This window comes from Symploca atlantica LB2515 (genome assembly GCF_052546295.1).
In genome coordinates, this window is sequence record NZ_JBQWMT010000001.1 from 2370892 (window position 1) to 2387466 (window position 16575).

At 44.5% G+C, this 16575-nt stretch carries 10 protein-coding genes; all 10 read right to left on the reverse strand.

Annotation, left to right across the window (positions count from 1 at the left end; genetic code table 11):
• Window positions 1-73: 73 nt before the first annotated feature.
• Window positions 74-667: a pilus assembly FimT family protein gene (locus ACT7WV_RS09955; protein ID WP_445102756.1), complete on the reverse strand. Its 594-nt coding sequence runs from the start codon at window positions 665-667 to the stop codon at window positions 74-76.
• Window positions 668-852: 185 nt separating this feature from the next.
• Window positions 853-1569 (reverse strand): pilus assembly FimT family protein, encoded by a 717-nt coding sequence (locus ACT7WV_RS09960; RefSeq protein ID WP_445102757.1) that lies wholly within the window; start codon window positions 1567-1569, stop codon window positions 853-855.
• Window positions 1570-1621: 52 nt separating this feature from the next.
• Entirely contained in the window at window positions 1622-2659 is a 1038-nt protein-coding gene (gene hpsC, locus ACT7WV_RS09965; protein ID WP_445102758.1) for a hormogonium polysaccharide secretion pseudopilin HpsC, read from the reverse strand.
• Window positions 2660-2759: 100 nt separating this feature from the next.
• Window positions 2760-3461: a hormogonium polysaccharide secretion pseudopilin HpsB gene (gene hpsB / locus ACT7WV_RS09970; RefSeq protein WP_445102759.1), complete on the reverse strand. Its 702-nt coding sequence runs from the start codon at window positions 3459-3461 to the stop codon at window positions 2760-2762.
• Window positions 3461-9100 (reverse strand): hormogonium polysaccharide biosynthesis protein HpsA, encoded by a 5640-nt coding sequence (gene hpsA, locus ACT7WV_RS09975; protein ID WP_445102760.1) that lies wholly within the window; start codon window positions 9098-9100, stop codon window positions 3461-3463. Before hpsA ends, hpsB begins: the two co-directional genes overlap by 1 nt.
• A gap of 549 nt (window positions 9101-9649) precedes the next feature.
• Window positions 9650-9886 (reverse strand): 50S ribosomal protein L28, encoded by a 237-nt coding sequence (gene rpmB, locus ACT7WV_RS09980; protein ID WP_445102761.1) that lies wholly within the window; start codon window positions 9884-9886, stop codon window positions 9650-9652.
• Between the two features lie 111 nt (window positions 9887-9997).
• Window positions 9998-11260 carry a sulfotransferase domain-containing protein gene (locus ACT7WV_RS09985; RefSeq protein ID WP_445102762.1) on the reverse strand — a complete coding sequence of 421 codons (1263 nt, stop codon included), beginning with the start codon at window positions 11258-11260 and terminating at the stop codon, window positions 9998-10000.
• Between the two features lie 87 nt (window positions 11261-11347).
• The gene (gene htpG, locus ACT7WV_RS09990) at window positions 11348-13357 is read right to left on the reverse strand and encodes a molecular chaperone HtpG (protein ID WP_445102763.1); all 2010 of its coding nucleotides are present in this window, start codon (window positions 13355-13357) and stop codon (window positions 11348-11350) included.
• 186 nt (window positions 13358-13543) lie between these two features.
• Window positions 13544-14752 carry a hypothetical protein gene (locus ACT7WV_RS09995; RefSeq protein WP_445102764.1) on the reverse strand — a complete coding sequence of 403 codons (1209 nt, stop codon included), beginning with the start codon at window positions 14750-14752 and terminating at the stop codon, window positions 13544-13546.
• Window positions 14749-16542, reverse strand: coding sequence for an asparagine synthase-related protein (locus tag ACT7WV_RS10000; RefSeq protein ID WP_445102765.1), 1794 nt, complete (start codon window positions 16540-16542; stop codon window positions 14749-14751). The genes ACT7WV_RS09995 and ACT7WV_RS10000 overlap by 4 nt, the downstream gene beginning before the upstream one ends.
• Between the last annotated feature and the right edge of the window lie 33 nt (window positions 16543-16575).

A 16575-nucleotide genomic window follows, 5' to 3' on the forward strand; every position in this document is an offset into this window, starting at 1 on the left:
GCAAGATGTTTGCTCCCATGCGCACGCTAAGCGGACTCACTAGCAATTATTCTGGAGTTGAATGTCCTTTTTCCTAATAGCAGTACTTACCATCTTTTGGTTTGGCGTGCTCTTTGCCAGTGCGGATTGTTCCAATTAGGGTAGAGACTATCACGCAACGCTTTACATCGTCAGTGTGCTTAGTGCGTAGCGTCATAGTTCCTAACTGACCGTTAGTATTACCATGAAAGTTAAACTGAACTCTCCATGGTCCGGTAATAGTTTTCTTGCCGGGACTGTCAAAAGTTGTCTCATACTTAGCTTTTTTGTTCTTCTCTTTATCTATACTGATATTGGTTCCAAGTGGATTCCAATTAACACCTATGGGGATGAATTCTTGTGATCTTGCTGGATGCACTGCCCACTGCACAACTCCATCAATTTCTCGAAAGCTAGCTTGCCAGGTAATTTTTTGTAGCTTGGCCTTGCTTTTTGCTTCCTGCATTGCCCAATAAACCTGATCTTGAGCTGAATTGAGGCGCTGTCTATCTACAAAACCCAGCCAAGATGGAGTTGCGATCGCACTTAGTATTCCCATCATGAATACAACAACCATTAGTTCGAGAAATGTAAATCCAGCAGTGGGTTGAGATGCTGCTTTTTTGATGTATTGCTTGTTTGGTCTCAATGTAGATTAACCTGATGAAATTGTTATTTCAATCTCATCTAATTAAATTTTTGGCGAGACAAACAGGGGAAAAACTCTGAATAATAAAAAACCCTGACTTAAAAAAATGTCAGGGTTTTTACGGTAGTATTTTATCGTAATTTATTTTAGTATCAATTTTTTCTTATCATTACTCTAAAAAATATTCAATCAGCATTACATTCCTCCCCTTTCCCCGTTTGCATTGAACCGATAATTGTTTTTACCTTGACGCATCGCTGTGTTGAAGTGATAGCCTCGTCATTGTTACCAGGTTGAGGTACAGCCACAGCAATAATTAAACCTTTGTCTGGAATATTTAGATTTGACTGTGGATCCAAATTTCCTTGATAATCAAAGGTAATCGTTTGTTTTTGTGGCGCATTTTTAGCATACTCAAGGTTATCATCACCTTGATTTTCACCGGTAAGGTTTGTTCCCAGAACAACTTGACCCGGTTGAAGTTGAAAGTCTTTACCCAAAGCTTCCCAGCTATTGGCGGCTAGGCTACCAGGATCAATAATATTACCCATCTGATCTTTTGCTAGATAGGTAGCTACTTGGGGGACACCATTATCAGTTCTAAAGCTTACGCTGTAGCTGAGTTTTCTCCTTTTAGCTTCGCTTTGTGCTCTTTGTAGACTACTCCAGACAGCTTCACTAGCCGCATTTGCTCGGCGCTGGCTCAAGAAGCCAAACCAACTAGGAGCGGTGATCGCACTTAAAATTGCAATAATTAGCACTACTACTATTATTTCGAGTAGGGTAAATCCTGAGTTAGGTTCAGCGTGCGATCGCATACGCAACAGCCTTGCTAAATGCTTTGTCAGATGCTGTGATTGAGCCGTTGTTTCTATAGGAGAGATTAAAGGTAACTTTTTCATAAGAAGAATTAGTATATGTATGCCACTGATTTAGTCTTGCGTTTAGCAGCAATTATCTAGGTAGATAACTTTTTCCTTTAACTTGAATAGTTGCGGTTGGGAAAAAGGCACTTCGACCATCTGTGTATGCAATATTTTGTCTTTGAACGCGAGCTACAGCGTTGCCTCTAATATAAACACGTGCATAATTCTGCGTAGAATTTACGCAGGCATAAAAGCTATTGCTGCCGGTATTTGGTACTCTTTGTTCTTTCTTTGTGTCATCAGGGTTATCCTTATCGCACTCTATGCCCCCTGGTGGTGTATTTTCTGGTGGCTCTCCTAAATCAGGGTTGTGCAGGTCAATATAATCTACTAAGACGTTAGTGCCGGTGGTGAAATTACCGCTATTTGTCCAAGTATTCATTTTGTTCTTGAGGTTGCCGGATCCGGTAACCTCAAAAGGTGCAAAACCAGCACTGGGAGCATAATCTGGAAGATAGTTAGGATTGTTATTGGCAAAGGGATTATTTGGATCGACAACTCCGTCCCTAATTTCAAATCTGCCAATACGAGCAGCATTAGACCAAGTAGGTTGATCTTCTGTGATTAGGTAGTAGGCAACAAGGGAATAGACATAGGTATCATTATTTCCATTATTAGGAGCAGGAATAGCACCAGGCATTAGCTTACGTTTCCAAAAGACGAGGACTGGTGTGCAGGTGGCTGGAGTATTACAACCAGGAGCACCAGCTACAGGTGGGATTTGGTCTTGTATGCCAGACGGAAATTGGTTAGCGGCAGTAGGAACAACAGTAGAGTTAGGTTTCCCTAGTCCGTCCCAATCGTAGATATAGACGGCTTGTTGTAAGTCTTGAGCAATATAGTCGGTTGCTGCTTGGATTTCTTGTTCAGAGGCTGACTTAGCTTGCTCATCGCGGTCAGTCTTCAAAATATTGATCATAAAGCCCAGCAAGGGAGCGAAAACCAGAACCGCTAGAATCATTGACACCAGTAGTTCTATCAGGGTGAAGCCGCCACTATTCCCATGACGCTGCTTATGTTTGAGCTTCAGTTGATTGTTGAGAATAAATTTGAGTGGGCTGATCATGGTGCCATTTTTCCTTTCCCTGAAAGATATTAAGTCGAAAGTATCAAGACTCTCTTAATTTGCCTCCCAAACCAGATTTTGCTGAGGACTTGTCGCTAAGTTATGGACCACAACCAAGGCGATCGCAAAAATCACCATAACTAGTCTCCCTAGAACTAATGTCTGTAGTTATTTCCATTAGTGGTGCTTGGCGATTACCTAGTCCGCCAGTATTGGTTGACTGCCTACCCCCCGCCCCTGCCTGCGTTACTAGAGTTGGAGTACCATCAAAGCCATCTGCCCGATACACTCGCACCCCTAGGAGGTAGCCAATATTGGGGTCAGTGACATCGGGAATAGTGACGGCTGGCAAAGGAACACTCCGAAAAGCCTGAACTATGAGGTCTTTTGGGCTGCCACTAGTGCAGCCACCGCCGTCTAGATCTATGCAGTACAAACTAGGTGTGATGTTAGTTGGACAGTAGGTGTTGGCATCGCAAGGTGCAAGCAAGGCAGTAGGAGCTGCAACCGAATTTGTAAGAAACCTATTCTTAGTATTTAAGTCAGCTGCATTAACTGTCACGATGTGATTAGGTGGTTCAATTGCACCTGAGCGAACACCGTCAACATAGGCTTTTGCCGCCTCAGTTGCCCTTTCTACCCGCCTTGCTTGAAGCCGCGTTGCCACCGAGAGCACAATCACTGGTGACAAGGCCACCATCAGAATTGTCACCACCAGGATTGCCACTAAAGACTCAATGATGGTGAAACCGGACTGGCTGTTTTGAGAGAAATTTGGTTTCTGTTTCTTGATTAACATCATCAACCACCAGTGTTTGCAGTGCAGAATTGATCTGGGCGTTGGTCTGTTAGTACAGGATTGTTGTTTGCATCCTTGGCACACAGCAAAGTTTGAACCCACTCATCATCGCGACCAATTTCCCTGAAGAACTCAAACGGTTCGCCTGCGGGCGGTTGGGTGAATCTTTCAGAGAACAAGTCAGGTAATTGGGTCAGCAGTCCGACATCGAAACCCCAGTTCCGTTTTGGTGCCAGATAATAAGGTGACCGCCGTTGACTTGCACCACCCCTGTACTTAAAGCCATCATCATAGTAAGTGGGTTTTCCAGTTCCTGCCTCCTCGTCGTAGAACAGAGATGTATCCAGATTGTTCTCATCTAATCCTGGATTAGTTGCTACAAATGGAGCTACTGAGAAATTACTCTTCCTGGTTTGGATAAAACTGCCACTGATTCTCGCTGTATGATCCGGGTTACCAGGATTTCCAGTGTCTACCCAGTCTTCTAAGAAACGCATAAAGTTACCTAAACCTCCACCTGGTTCATTGGGTTTGGAGGGGAAGTCACCGGTAACAAATACTCCGTTAAAGGTAGTTGCGATTGCTTTGGGTATCCAGTTAGTGTCCATTAATCCGTTGAAAGCGACGTCTGGGTCATTATCAGGCTTTCCTTCAGGAGAATGGATTTGCAGGATTGGCAGTAACTGCGGTTGAGTGGTAGTCATTGCGGTAAAGGTTGCCGGAATAGAACCAGTAACACTAGCAAAACCTAAGAAACGACCACCACTGATTTCGGTGCCTGCGCCTACGACAAGAGTACCCCCTGGTGAACCGATAAAGTTTCCGGCTAATTTGTGAGGACTGCCATCGAAAGTTATGTTGCCACCGGAAACCCAGAAGACGTTGTTTGGATCAATTCCCTCTAGTTTGAGTTCGACAGCGCCACCAGTAAACTTTATGGAGTTAGCTCCTGGCGCTTTCAGTACAAAGATGGTTTCCTGCGTACCTCTGAGAGTAATTACAGCAGGACCAATATTAGTTGCACCGCCAGCATCTGGAAGATCATAGACGTAAACACCATCTTTGTTATCGTCTCGAACTCTGCGGTATCCAGCAATCGGATTGGTGGTTGCGTCTAGCCTAGGCTGGTTATTGGCATTACCGCCCCACGCATCACTTGTAGCGCCCCAATCAGCCGGCAAAGCGCTAAGAGCTAATCTTGCTGCCTCAATCTTTTCTATTGCCGTAGCATCGCAATCAGGACCAGCCGGAGCACCCTGATAAGCCTTGGAACTGCTTGTTGCAGTACAAACTGCGTAATCTGAAGCATCATTCTCGGTAGTACCGTTGAGACCAGCCAAAGCAGGTATACCCGGAACTTCAGTAATGCCTGGTAACAGTACTTGATTCTCAGTCGGAGTAGGATCGGTCTCTAAATCTTCAAGATAGTAGAGAGGTGCTCCTGCTCGGTACTCTCTGATAAAATTCCCACCCGTTATGTTTGTGGTTGCGAACCAGAGAGCGTTAGCTTGAGGGGTACCGTAATTAGTTTCTGCGTTTCCTCTGCCATTTGTAGGATAAGTGCATCCATTAGCTGCAAAGGCTGCACCCGTGTTGTCTAGAGGACAGCCAATTCCCAAAGGTTTAGGAGTATTGTTGGCTGTAGTATCTAGTACTACAAGACCTCTGTCGTTGCGTGCAAAGGCAACTCTACGGGGGAAGCGTTGTAAATTTTCGTAATCGGCATCTGTAAGGACGCTGCCATCAAGATCGTCAGACCAAGCAGCTTTGGCAGTTGTACCTGCTGCCAGACGAGCAATATCAAGAGCTACTCCGCTAGCTAACACGGCTTGCCCTAGCTGATATCCCTTGACATCTATTTCCCTGATATTGCCAAGTGCTGGAATAACATCATACTCGCCATCTTGTATGATGCCGTCCCCGTCAGTGTCCTGGTAAAAGTTGTTGTCTCCATCAACGTCGTAACCAACTACCCAATCAGTCGGGCCGCACTGCGACAGAGGAAGCTTGAGACAGACTTCCATCACATACTCTGGAAACTGCTCTCGTCGCTGAACTGGTGTTACGCCGTTAGTAAGGTATGAATTCAAGTATGACTTTCTATCAGGATCAGGAAGGTCATTTTTGGGAAAACCATTAGGAGCTACCCAATCATTAGCACTAGTGACAAAGTTATTAAACCAGAACCCATTTTTCAACCGGGAATCTACAGCCAAATTTCCGATATTATTTCTCAGGTCATAATCCCCTTCATTGCGGAAGCCATCCCGGAAATTATCAGAAAGCAGCGTAACTGAGTCTGCCAGAATCGTAGCTGGACGCCATTTGTCTCCCTGTGGTCCACAACCCCTCAAATTAGGACGACAAGCAAAGTCTGGATCCAGGGTAGTAATGTCACGAGTATAGAAGTTACCCCAGTCATCATCTAGTCGAGTGGTAAATTCTTCGTGATCATGGCGGTTGAAATCGCCCTTAATATAGACAGGCAAATCTGTTGCTAAAATTAGACCTTTTTCTTGATCACTATTCGTCCTGTTTATTTCTGAGCCATTAATCAGACGGATACCATCAGGGCGACGTGTAGGATCGAGCTGGAAATCAACAGCACTTACATCAGCAGTACCATCGCTGCCGTCTGTTTGGGTGGCATTACTTCTATCTGGTAGCGCATCGTCACGGCTGGCGTAGATGATGCCGCTATTCGGTATTAAAAATTCGCTGCCAATGTTTCTATTTTTTAGCAAGTTTAAATCTAACTCAGTCACCCGGCTTTCTAAGGGTTGACGTTGCTCTAGGGGAAGTGTGTAAGAAGTAGGTGCTGTATCGGTGATAATTGGAATTGCTGCTGTGCCTAAGTCAGCTTCTACAGTTTCATCAGTGTTGTTAGCCAACGCTTTTAAATCTGCGATTGTTTCCGCTTCCCTCAAAGGATCCAATGCAGTGCCTGCGGCAGCAGCATCAGGATCGAAGGAATTGATCGATTTCACTTCCCTAGCATTGAGAAATGCCACTTCCTTAATTGCACCATGAGGTACCACACTAGCGTTGGGGGCGAGTGAGCCGTCCATAATACCTAGAGCACAAATGGCACTGTCAATCGCGGAGTTATCTGCCAAAGTTCTATTAGTAGCTGTCTTAGCTAGCGCTTTCCTTAGAGGTTCGTTAACTAGCCTGCCATTGGGGTATACCAGCCTCGCCTGTTGTGCTAGCTCAGTGGCGTATAGTGTTCTTGATGTCGGTGGGCTGTAGGAAACACCGTTATTAGAGCGGGCACCTTGAAGTGCAGTAGGTTGTGTACCAGGATTTGAACCATTTGCCAAGACATCGATAGTGCCGTCGTTACCAGTAGTATCAATACCACCACTGACATCAGGTAAGGTGTTGGGATTTCTGGCTGTTGTGGGGTTGGTAGGGTCGTAGTAACTGCTGACACAAGCAATTGGTTGCTGAGCTGTTCCTGATGCGCTGGTGTAGTGATAGACTGCCGTTGCCCTCATCTGCAGATCGCCCTTGCGATTTTCCCCTAAGCTGCCGGTCATCGGCAGAGAATCTGGCCAAGTGACTATAGCATCAGCAAAAGGAGGTGTGAGACCAGGAAGCAAACGAGGATTGGGTAAAAAAGAATTATCCGAACGACGGAAAGATGGGTTGTTAGTGTTACCGTCATCGGTCACATAAATGCCTGCACCCGTAATCACCCTAAATCCGCCTGTATTTTCCAGAGCTTGAGGCTGTTTGGCTGATTCCACCTCCCAAAAACCATTCCTCTCACTCTTTCCAAGGTCAGGTACTGGTTCAATCAAGCTTTCGCGAGTACGTGGGTTACCTTGATCAGCGCCTCCGTTCCGCTGATTATTCCAAAAGATTTCATTACCGTTGTTTGTAACTGGTTGCGTATCTCCTGGATCGGCAAAATTTTCATTACCTTCGTACCAACGAGCTGGTAAGCCATTACCAAAGCTAACGCGATCGCCCACTAACTCTTCTATTCCTTGCAATAGGTTGGGGTCAACTGCTGGCAGGAAAAGGGTTTGATTGTCAAATTTTAGATTCAGGTTGTTCTTGTCTATATTCATCCAGTCTTCTGGTGGACGAATTGGAGTGGTAACCCCCAAAGTATTGCCTAAATCACCGAGGGGATCGCCACCAAAAGGAACTTCTGCGAAGGGAACTCGACGAGTTCTGTCTTGGAAGTAAGTTTGCAGTTCCTCTGTCAGGATATCTATCGGGTCTTTATTGCCTTCATCGAAGCGTATTTCAAAGTTATCCTTGACTTCTTGCGGGTATCGCGCCACCCCGCTGACGCTAGCTTTATCTATTACTGGAAGAGGGTCGGGTCTAGCGGATAGACCGGGCGTATGCAAATCTAGAGCTTCATTCACCATCGCCTCAATACGCTGAGCGTATGCCAGGGTGTTGTAAGCTACCTCTTGACCGCCATTTTCGGTGATTGTCTTGTTATTGCCATCAATATTATCGTCCCCACCATTGTTCATCGGATTTACGCCTGCTCCGAGAAAGCGGTGTACTTTCACTGGTCCTTGGGTATCTTTGTCTTGGGTTGTTGCTCCAGCAGCTACATTGCCACCAACAATAATTTCGGCATTCTCTTCTAGGTAATAGCAAGAATCGGGGCTACTAACTTGGTAAAAGATTACTTCCGGGTTTGAATCAGTGTCTGGATTACCCTTGGGACTACTCACCAATAAATTACTGTTGGTGAACACTCGCCCATTTAAGCGAAAAGTCGGTAAGTTACCGATGTCTATATCATCGTCAAACCATACGGCGTTATTACTCAGCGGTATCAATGCTCGGTCTTGCTGATACTCTAAAGCCGAAAAACCTTGATTACCTTTATAGGTTTCATAATTAGCGTCAGTTTGAGGCTCAGTAATTGGTACTGTCGCGACGATTGTAAAGAAGCTTTTCTTCAGTTCGCCTCCTTGCTTATACCAACTAGAGTTACCCACAAAGTTAGCCGTTGTCGCCTGTGTCGCAGCGCAAACCCCACCAACTGCTCCACTATCCATCGGTGGCGTTCTGGCATCTAAAGGCCGTCTGGCTCTATCAAATTGCCCAGTATTGAGGTTACGACTCGGACTGCGGAAGAAAAGACCATACAGGGTATAGCTATCAAATTTACCGTTATTATCCGTATCAACAGGAAATCTCCAAGCACTATTGTCGCTTTGGTCGCTATCGTAAGCTACTGTCAGCGCCTCTTCATCGCCAAACCTATAGCGAGGACTTTGGAGTGCATCGTTTAACGCCGCCTCTGAAGGGGTTGAGCGCGGCAGTGTCGGATCGTTGAATAAAGCGTCTAACTTTGCCCTAGCACGGTCAATTGCTGGTTCTGCAGCCCTTAAAACCGTTTCATTGACTCGGTAATTGCTGGCGTTCTTCGCTCTGTCAAAGGAGCGAATCAAAATCGCTGTAGTTAACAGCACAACCACCAGGGTCACCATGACCACTGTTGGCAAGACAAAGCCTGCGGTAGAATACCTTGAGCTGCGGCGTCCTAGAATCATCAAGCTGCGCAAAAGCCAAGTCATCACTGCCTTAGTGATTGCTCTTGATAGCCGTCCAATCTGTCTTAACAGATTGTCAATAAGCCTGGATTTCCTTTTCCTGGTTGACATTGCTGCTTTCCTGCCAGATGCTTTGATAGTTCCGGTGTAGATCTTTTTAATGAGGACACACTAGCGATGTCTAGTGCTTTGCTTGCCTTTTGTAAGGTGCCTCTCCCCCAGCTAACTTCCTGTAGGGTGGATAAAAATTACTTTAGTTAGAAAATCCTGACGTTGATTATTAAGCCGGTAAGGTTTAATTTGACTAGAGACGAGCTAGGGCTAATGTCTCAGAATTTTTCCTGAGCGAGCCTGACTCCATCCGTATTTATTTAGTGGTGGAGAGGTCTACCCAGAGTCAGGAAAGCCTCTCACAGAGAATAATTTCAGCGTAAATTTGCAGACCAACCCTCGCAGCAGCATTTTTTTTACAAAGCTTAACGAAAGTTTTCTCGGAAGGTAACTAAAATCTATCCTACCCACTTGGGAAAGAAAACCTATCACCCACCTCAAAAATCACAGCACTGCTTGATTCCCCGTTGTTAATCAAGATGAGGACAGCAGGCGCTACAGTCGTGGAAGCCCTTGCACGTCGCGCCCGGACTTCCACTACCATTAGTCTTAATAACGACTGAGGTTAATCCCAGCTTCTTTGGCCATTGCATGCAAGCCCTTTTTCTCTAAAGTCTTAATTGCCTTAGTAGAAAGACGCAGCCTTACCCAACGATTGCCTTCAGGCCACCAAACCCGTTTCGACTGTAAGTTAACTTGTTGTAGCTTCTTGGTACGACGGTGGGAGTGAGAAATTGCAAAGGCATTGTTTGCCCTTTTGCCAGTCAGTTCACATCTGCGGGACATAGAAACCTCCGAAACTTAATTACGCTAAACCACGAATCTCTATTTTATGGGTGTTGCGCTTTACCGTGGTGAGATAATTGGTTATTTTGAGCACTCCTCCATATTTCCCTCTCAATCGTCAGATGTTTCCCAAACAGACAAATCCAGCTTAGCCAGTTCAGCAAGCCTTTGATTACTCTGGCGATACTCCTCTTGTAACTGACGATAAAGCCAAGGCGCAATTTGCAGTGCGGGACGTTGAGGGGCGATATTTATTTGGTTATTTAGTTGCCTGAGAGTGCTACTGATTTTATTCCCTACTTTCTGGTGAGGCAACAACTCACGACAAATAATCCCTGTGTGGTGCAGTAAGTAATGCAAAGACAGATTATTAATTGAGCGCCCGACATTTTGCTTTTTGTCGAAGACTTGATCGTAGAAATCTGGCTCAATATTCAGAAATTCAAAAACTCGCTGTAGAACAAACAAAGGCTGTTGTTGAATTTCTTCAAATAACAGCACTAAAATTTGTTCTTCAGAGAAAAACCTTAAATACTTCTGATAATGCTGATCATAATGAACTGTGCGATGATAAAACCTTCTAAATCTCCTGAATTTTAACGACTCTTCAAAAGTTTTGGGTGCTTCGCCTCGCAGCAGCCAGTGAAAATAAAAAGAAAGATCGCAATCGATAGGTTCTCTTAAAAGCACGATCAACTTCAGAGAATCTTTTCCTAAACTATTCAATATCTGCTGGGGAGCTTCTTCATAACTGAAATAACCAACAGAAACTTCCCCACAAGCTTTCTGTCCACTCCAGTTAATAAATTTCTGTTTATACCAATTAATTCCCATCTCGTAGCGATGGGTGCCAAAAAAATCTAGCTCTTTATCAGTAGGAACAAAGACATCAGGATGAGCTGCTAAACAGGCATACAGCCAGGTAGTTGCAGATTTAGGTGCACCCAAGACTACAAAATTAGGTAATCTAGCTTCAATATCTTGGACTGCTAAATCTTGATATTGCTGCCACCTTTTTACACCAGCATCAAACTCACTATTAAGTTGCCAAACCACTTCAAATGTAGGTTTTTGAGACTGAAAAACCCGCTCATTTAGTTCTACTTGCTTAGCTAAGTCTAAAAGCCTTTCCTTAAGACTATCAGTTTCTGCACTTCCGGCAGACCAACCCACAGCTTGACCATTAACCTTTATCCCTTCCTCACTAACATCTTTACCCCTTATCTTAGCAATCTCAGTAACTTTCAAATCTAGATAACGCACCAACCGATACGCCTCTTGTTGATTATTAGGCATCGGGAGAGTAGATACACGCTTCACTATCTCCAGAAAATCGCTTTCTGTCAGAGACTTAATCTTGTGTTCCAGACTCATTAACTATCTCCTCAAGCCCGATAAAAAACCACAGATATAGCCTCACACTTATATCTGTGGTTAAAAAACTAAATACCTACTTACCTACTATTTTGTCAACTTAGTCAATACCTGATTTGAACGCTCCACAAAAGCCTTCATCCCCTCAGCATCGAATCCCTTTTGAGCCATCAGCGCCAGATCATAAACATGCTGACAAATCATCTTAGCCAACTCACCAGAAGGCGATTGCCCACCATCTTGGACAATACTACCCTGACTTAGCTTAAAGAGATTTTCAATCAGTGGGTGTGCCGTATTTACTACTAGAATATGTTCATCAGGAAACTTAACACTTTGCTGCTGCATCATCGCTGTCATCTCCTGAAGACGCCGCATTGCTTCTGGTAAAAGAACCATTGCAGGTGGTGTTCCCTGGGGATCATCCGACTTCAGAGACTGAGTGCGAACATTAACTTTCGGCTTGTCGAGAGCCTTCTCAAACAGCTCTTTAATCGTCTCAGAGCGAGTTTTATTAGTCTTCGGATCAACAATATCCGCTGCCTTATCTTGCTCAACCAGAGTGTCGTCTAAATCAGAATCTACCCGCGAAAACTTGATATCCGAATACTCCCGCTCTAAAAAGCTGATAAAGTGGGTGTCAATAAAGGAGTCCATAAACAGGACTTCCAGACCTTGATTTTTGTGCAGTTCTACGTAAGTTGCTTGGCTAGCTTGATCCGTGCAGTAGAAAACGCGGTTTTCGTGATTATCTTTGTTGCGTTCTAGATACTCTTTGAGAGTGGTATAGGGCTCAGCTGGGGTTGGAGTTTCTTGAGTGTCGCTACTTACTTCAGGTTTGCTTACATCTTCCCAGACATCCCCTTGTTGAGACTGCACCTCAACTTGGGGCGTCTCAGAATCGCTTACTGGCTTGTTTTGTGTCTTCTCTATTTCATAGGTAGTGCGATAGAGGATAATGTCTTCGACTTGTTTTTTAAACTTGTCGTTGTTGAGGGAGCCGAATTTAACAAAAGTGCCAACATCTTGCCAGCAACGGATGTATTCAGCAAGATTTTCACGGTAAAGTTCATTAAGGCGATCGCCAACTTTTTTAGCAATAAAGTCAGCAATACGGCGCACTGTGCGGTCATTAGTCAGAGCGCTACGAGAAACATTCAGGGGAATATCAGGACTATCAATAACCCCCCGCAGTGGCATCAAAAAGTTAGGAATAACTTCTTCGCAATGGTCACTAACAAATACCTGATTGCAGAATAGCTTAATTTGACCTTTGGTTACGTCTACATCAGGTTTAAGTTTGGGGAAGTAAAGAATACCATTGAGTAGAAAAGGATAATCAGTATTGAGATGTACCCACAGCAATGGCTCTTCTTGGAAGGGATAAAGGTAACGATAGAATTCTAGATAATCTTCTTCCGTGAGGTTTTGCGGCGATTGCTTCCATAGTGCCTGGTGCTGATTAATTTCTTCCCCATCTAACTTAATTGGCACTGGCATAAAGTCGCAGTAGGTTTTCACCAACTGGCGAATCCGTCCCGGTTCCAAGTATTCCTTTTCTTCTTCTTGAAGAGTTAGAGTTATGGTAGTGCCACGCTCTTGACGCTCTGAGTTCGACAGCTCAAATGCAGGTGAACCATCGCAGGACCAATGAACGGCTGTGGCTCCTGCTTGATAAGAAAGGGTATCAATTTCCACCTTCTGAGCCACCATAAAGGAGGAGTAGAAGCCCAAACCAAAGTGACCGATAATTTGTTGGTCAGCGTCTTTTTGATATTTCTCGATAAATTCCTCGGCGCTAGAGAAGGCTACCTGATTAATATATTTTTTCACCTCGTCAACAGTCATACCGATACCGTTATCGGAGACAGAAAGGGTGTTTTTATCTTTATCGATGCTGATGCTAATTTCCGGTTCCCCAATTTCGCCGTCAACTTCCCCAGAATAGGAAACCATTCTCAATTTCTGGATTGCGTCCACGCTGTTAGAGATCAATTCCCGCAAGAAGATTTCATGGTCAGTATAGAGAGACTTCTTAATGATGGGAAAGATATTTTCGGTATGAATCGTGATATTGCCTTGTTCTAGTACAGTCATGGGTCTGATTTAATAATTATTAAGGTTTCTAAGAAGATTTTGTGCGATCTAGCTTGGTTTTGCGCCTCGGATTGCCCCCTAGCGAAGATCGGATCTCCCTACTTTTGAGAAATAACTTAAGTTGTACAAGCTCTGCCAGAATTATTAATCGGCTTTCAACTCTGATAAGGTCTGGGGCATTAGTATTTAACCTCGTCTCGGTAGATGCGATCGCAGTTTTCCCAAAGGAGTTCGCACTCTCAGTGGCAAAAGCTTTTTAAGGGAAGCTTGATGTTCTCTGTAGGCATACAGACGCCGATTGCGAAAGATGCATTTTTCTAGGACGTTCACCCAAGAATCAGAAATTTCTGTAGCTTTGGCCATTTCTAGGATGCGATCAAATTCAAGTAGTTGTGCTCTTGGTACTTTGAGAGCTAAAACTTGAGCCTCTGTTACATCATCGTCAAAACACGGCGGTAAGTTCAGGCCCATAGCTCTAAAACTCAAAACAGTACGAATGCACTTCTCACATTTGCCACAGTTGCGGTCTAGTTGAGAACCTTCCCAGCATACTCTTAGATTCTTTAAAGCCTCTGGCCAGTTAGCAATCTGTCTAATTTTTTCTAAGCGAGATGCGCCAGTACCATCATGAACAATTTGAAAGGCACCACTAGAGAGTAAACGATCCGTTATTGGATTTGAGCCATGAGGTAGAATCAGGGCTTTGTAAGAAGGGCCACTGGGAATCATACCAATTCCATAACCCCCCTGTAATAACATTAAACAAGAAGCAACTGCGGCTCCGTAGACTTCTTCCCAATCTTGCTTGAGTTCTCGGAAGTTGGTTGCCATGGGTATTAGTTCAACCGCCAAACTGGATAACATCTCTTTTGACTTCGCTACTGCTCGGTTAAACACCGATTTTTGCCTAAGAGGAATGTCAAAGCCATGAACCATTAATGCCGCTTGGAGATTACGTTGTTGTCTTCCGCAACAGCCAGTTCGGTGACGCCAAGAGGTAAAGCAGCTATCAACTCCCCCAGAAAAAGCGCTAATAGCTTTCTGGGAAGCATTTACCCTGGTAGTTTCTCGTTCAGCCTCTGGTTTAATTTCAATTGGCTGATACCGCTTGGGAAGCCAGCAAGCCCAGGTCGCTTGAAATTCTGCCAAATTATTGAGCAGTGAGGGAGAGACCGTACCATGAACTACCAAATCAGCCGAGCAACTCATTGCTAGCATAACGGTGGCGACAACAAACTGGTCACAATTGGAAGAGATGAGAGAACTATACTCTACTGGAACTTGATACCAGAGATAAGTTCGAGACTGATTGGGAAACTCAATTGCTACGCTGACAGTCTTTATGCCATCAACTTCAGTAGCTTCTTCCGGCCAGAGATGAATTTGGCGCATCATAGATGATTCCTTGACCACAGCAAAAATCCAAGCAGGGCTTTTGTTCTAGAGGCTTCGATGATTGAATCCCTGGAGTATTGCAAGTTTACCTCTGACGTTGGTAGCAGTTGATCAAATACCTCAGCATTAAAAAGATACTGCACTTGTTGACGGTAAAGGTCTGCTTGCTGCCTTACTTGACGAAATCCAGAGTTATTGACGTCTAGAATGCGGTAGTAATAACGCCGCTCATATCCTAGTTTTTGTTGCCACCGTCTCCATTTACGCTGCAAGCGTAACCAAGGAGCTAGATACCGATCACTGGCACCAAACTGGAGTGGCTCAATATTATAGTTATTACGGTCTAGAGGTAACTTAGCCAATTGTGGAAAACGAGTACACAGGAGTGCTTGCTGGGCACGTCTATCAATGAGGGTTTTCGTGGGTAAGAGGGCATTAGTTTCTAGAACTTGCGAATCTAGAATAGGAAGAACAGGCCAAGCTCCGAAACTTTGTTGCCACCATAAGATTCCTGTATGAAATCGCTGTCGATGATAGAGGTCAAAATACCAGGCCCGTTTAGACTTGACTGTAGAATAGCCTTCATACTCTCTTTTCAGGTGAGTTAGAGTATCCTCAACCGCATCACCAAAAACTTCCTGTCGCAGCAGTTTATTGAGCAAATCGGGAGATAAACCCCAGGCATTAATGCTAGAAAAGAATTGTTCAAAAGACTCATTCTCGCTTGGCAGTAAAGATTGCCCAAATACAGGCCCCATCGAGTATCCAGAGATAAATCTAGCATCTAATTGTCGCAGGTAAGGGTATACTCCCCAAAACATCATGCCGTTAAAGCCATTGGCTAGATGCTCCCACTTGATCATCAGCTCAGCATAAGCAGAATATTGCTCAAACGGAATCTCTGTAGTGTGATGTTCCAAGCCTAGAGTACGGGCGACAGGAGTAGCGCATTGCATTTCTAAATCGCTGCGTTTTCCTAATGTTAAGGCTATGGGTTTGATGCCTTGGCGATGCAGGAAACCAGCAAGTGTTCGAGAATCAAGTCCCCCCGAAAGTAGCAAAGAATATTGCTGATCTTTTGGTAAGTGACGTTTGAGGGCTTGGTCGAGGACTTGTTCTAGAATGTCGAGATGCTCTTTGAAAGAGAGATCTGAATAGGAGTCTTGTTCACTCCCCCCAGGAATTTCGTACTGTTTAACTTCTTGAGGAGGCTTTGAGGATTGCCAGAGGAGAAAATGTCCAGCACTGAGGCGTCTAACTCCTTGCCACAAGGTTTGACCATCGACGAGTCCATTAGTTAGTAAAATTCCTACTAAGCCGGGTGGATTAAATTTTGCTTTGAACAGTGGGTGATATTGAAAAAGTTCAGGACTCGAAGCGATTAGAGCAACTTCACCGTGGGTGTAATAGTAGAGAGGAAACAGCCCTAGAATATCAGCTGCTACTATCAAACCATTATCAGGATGATATACCACCGCAGCATAATAGCCGTCGAAGGGTGGTAGACTCTGATGGGAAGATTTTTGCCAAATTTCTCTTAAATTAGTGGCATCGATTCTCGTAGATTCTTGTTGAACAATTGCTTCTCCCCAAACAACTGCCGCTCCTTCCTGAGAAGTCACCCAGCTAAGAGGTGCGCTTTTGTAGGCAGCCCAGGTGGCAGAGAAATCGCCTATTGCAGAGGAATTGGTAATTAAGCCAGTGACTGGTGGCAGTAAGGGTTCGATGATTTTTTGGAATTTTAATCGTCGCTCTGGGTCTGGATCGACAATAATAAAAAAATTAGCCATATCGACTTTCTAGGGTAATTGCGCCGCCTGAAA

Coding starts and splice junctions, on each gene's coding strand:
- hpsA (WP_445102760.1), bottom strand. CDS start 9,100: ATGTCAACCAGGAAAAGGAAATCCAGGCTTATTGACAATCTGTTAAGA.
- ACT7WV_RS09995 (WP_445102764.1), bottom strand. CDS start 14,752: ATGATGCGCCAAATTCATCTCTGGCCGGAAGAAGCTACTGAAGTTGAT.
- hpsC (WP_445102758.1), bottom strand. CDS start 2,659: ATGATCAGCCCACTCAAATTTATTCTCAACAATCAACTGAAGCTCAAA.
- ACT7WV_RS09960 (WP_445102757.1), bottom strand. CDS start 1,569: ATGAAAAAGTTACCTTTAATCTCTCCTATAGAAACAACGGCTCAATCA.
- htpG (WP_445102763.1), bottom strand. CDS start 13,357: ATGACTGTACTAGAACAAGGCAATATCACGATTCATACCGAAAATATC.
- hpsB (WP_445102759.1), bottom strand. CDS start 3,461: ATGATGTTAATCAAGAAACAGAAACCAAATTTCTCTCAAAACAGCCAG.
- ACT7WV_RS09985 (WP_445102762.1), bottom strand. CDS start 11,260: ATGAGTCTGGAACACAAGATTAAGTCTCTGACAGAAAGCGATTTTCTG.
- rpmB (WP_445102761.1), bottom strand. CDS start 9,886: ATGTCCCGCAGATGTGAACTGACTGGCAAAAGGGCAAACAATGCCTTT.
- ACT7WV_RS10000 (WP_445102765.1), bottom strand. CDS start 16,542: ATGGCTAATTTTTTTATTATTGTCGATCCAGACCCAGAGCGACGATTA.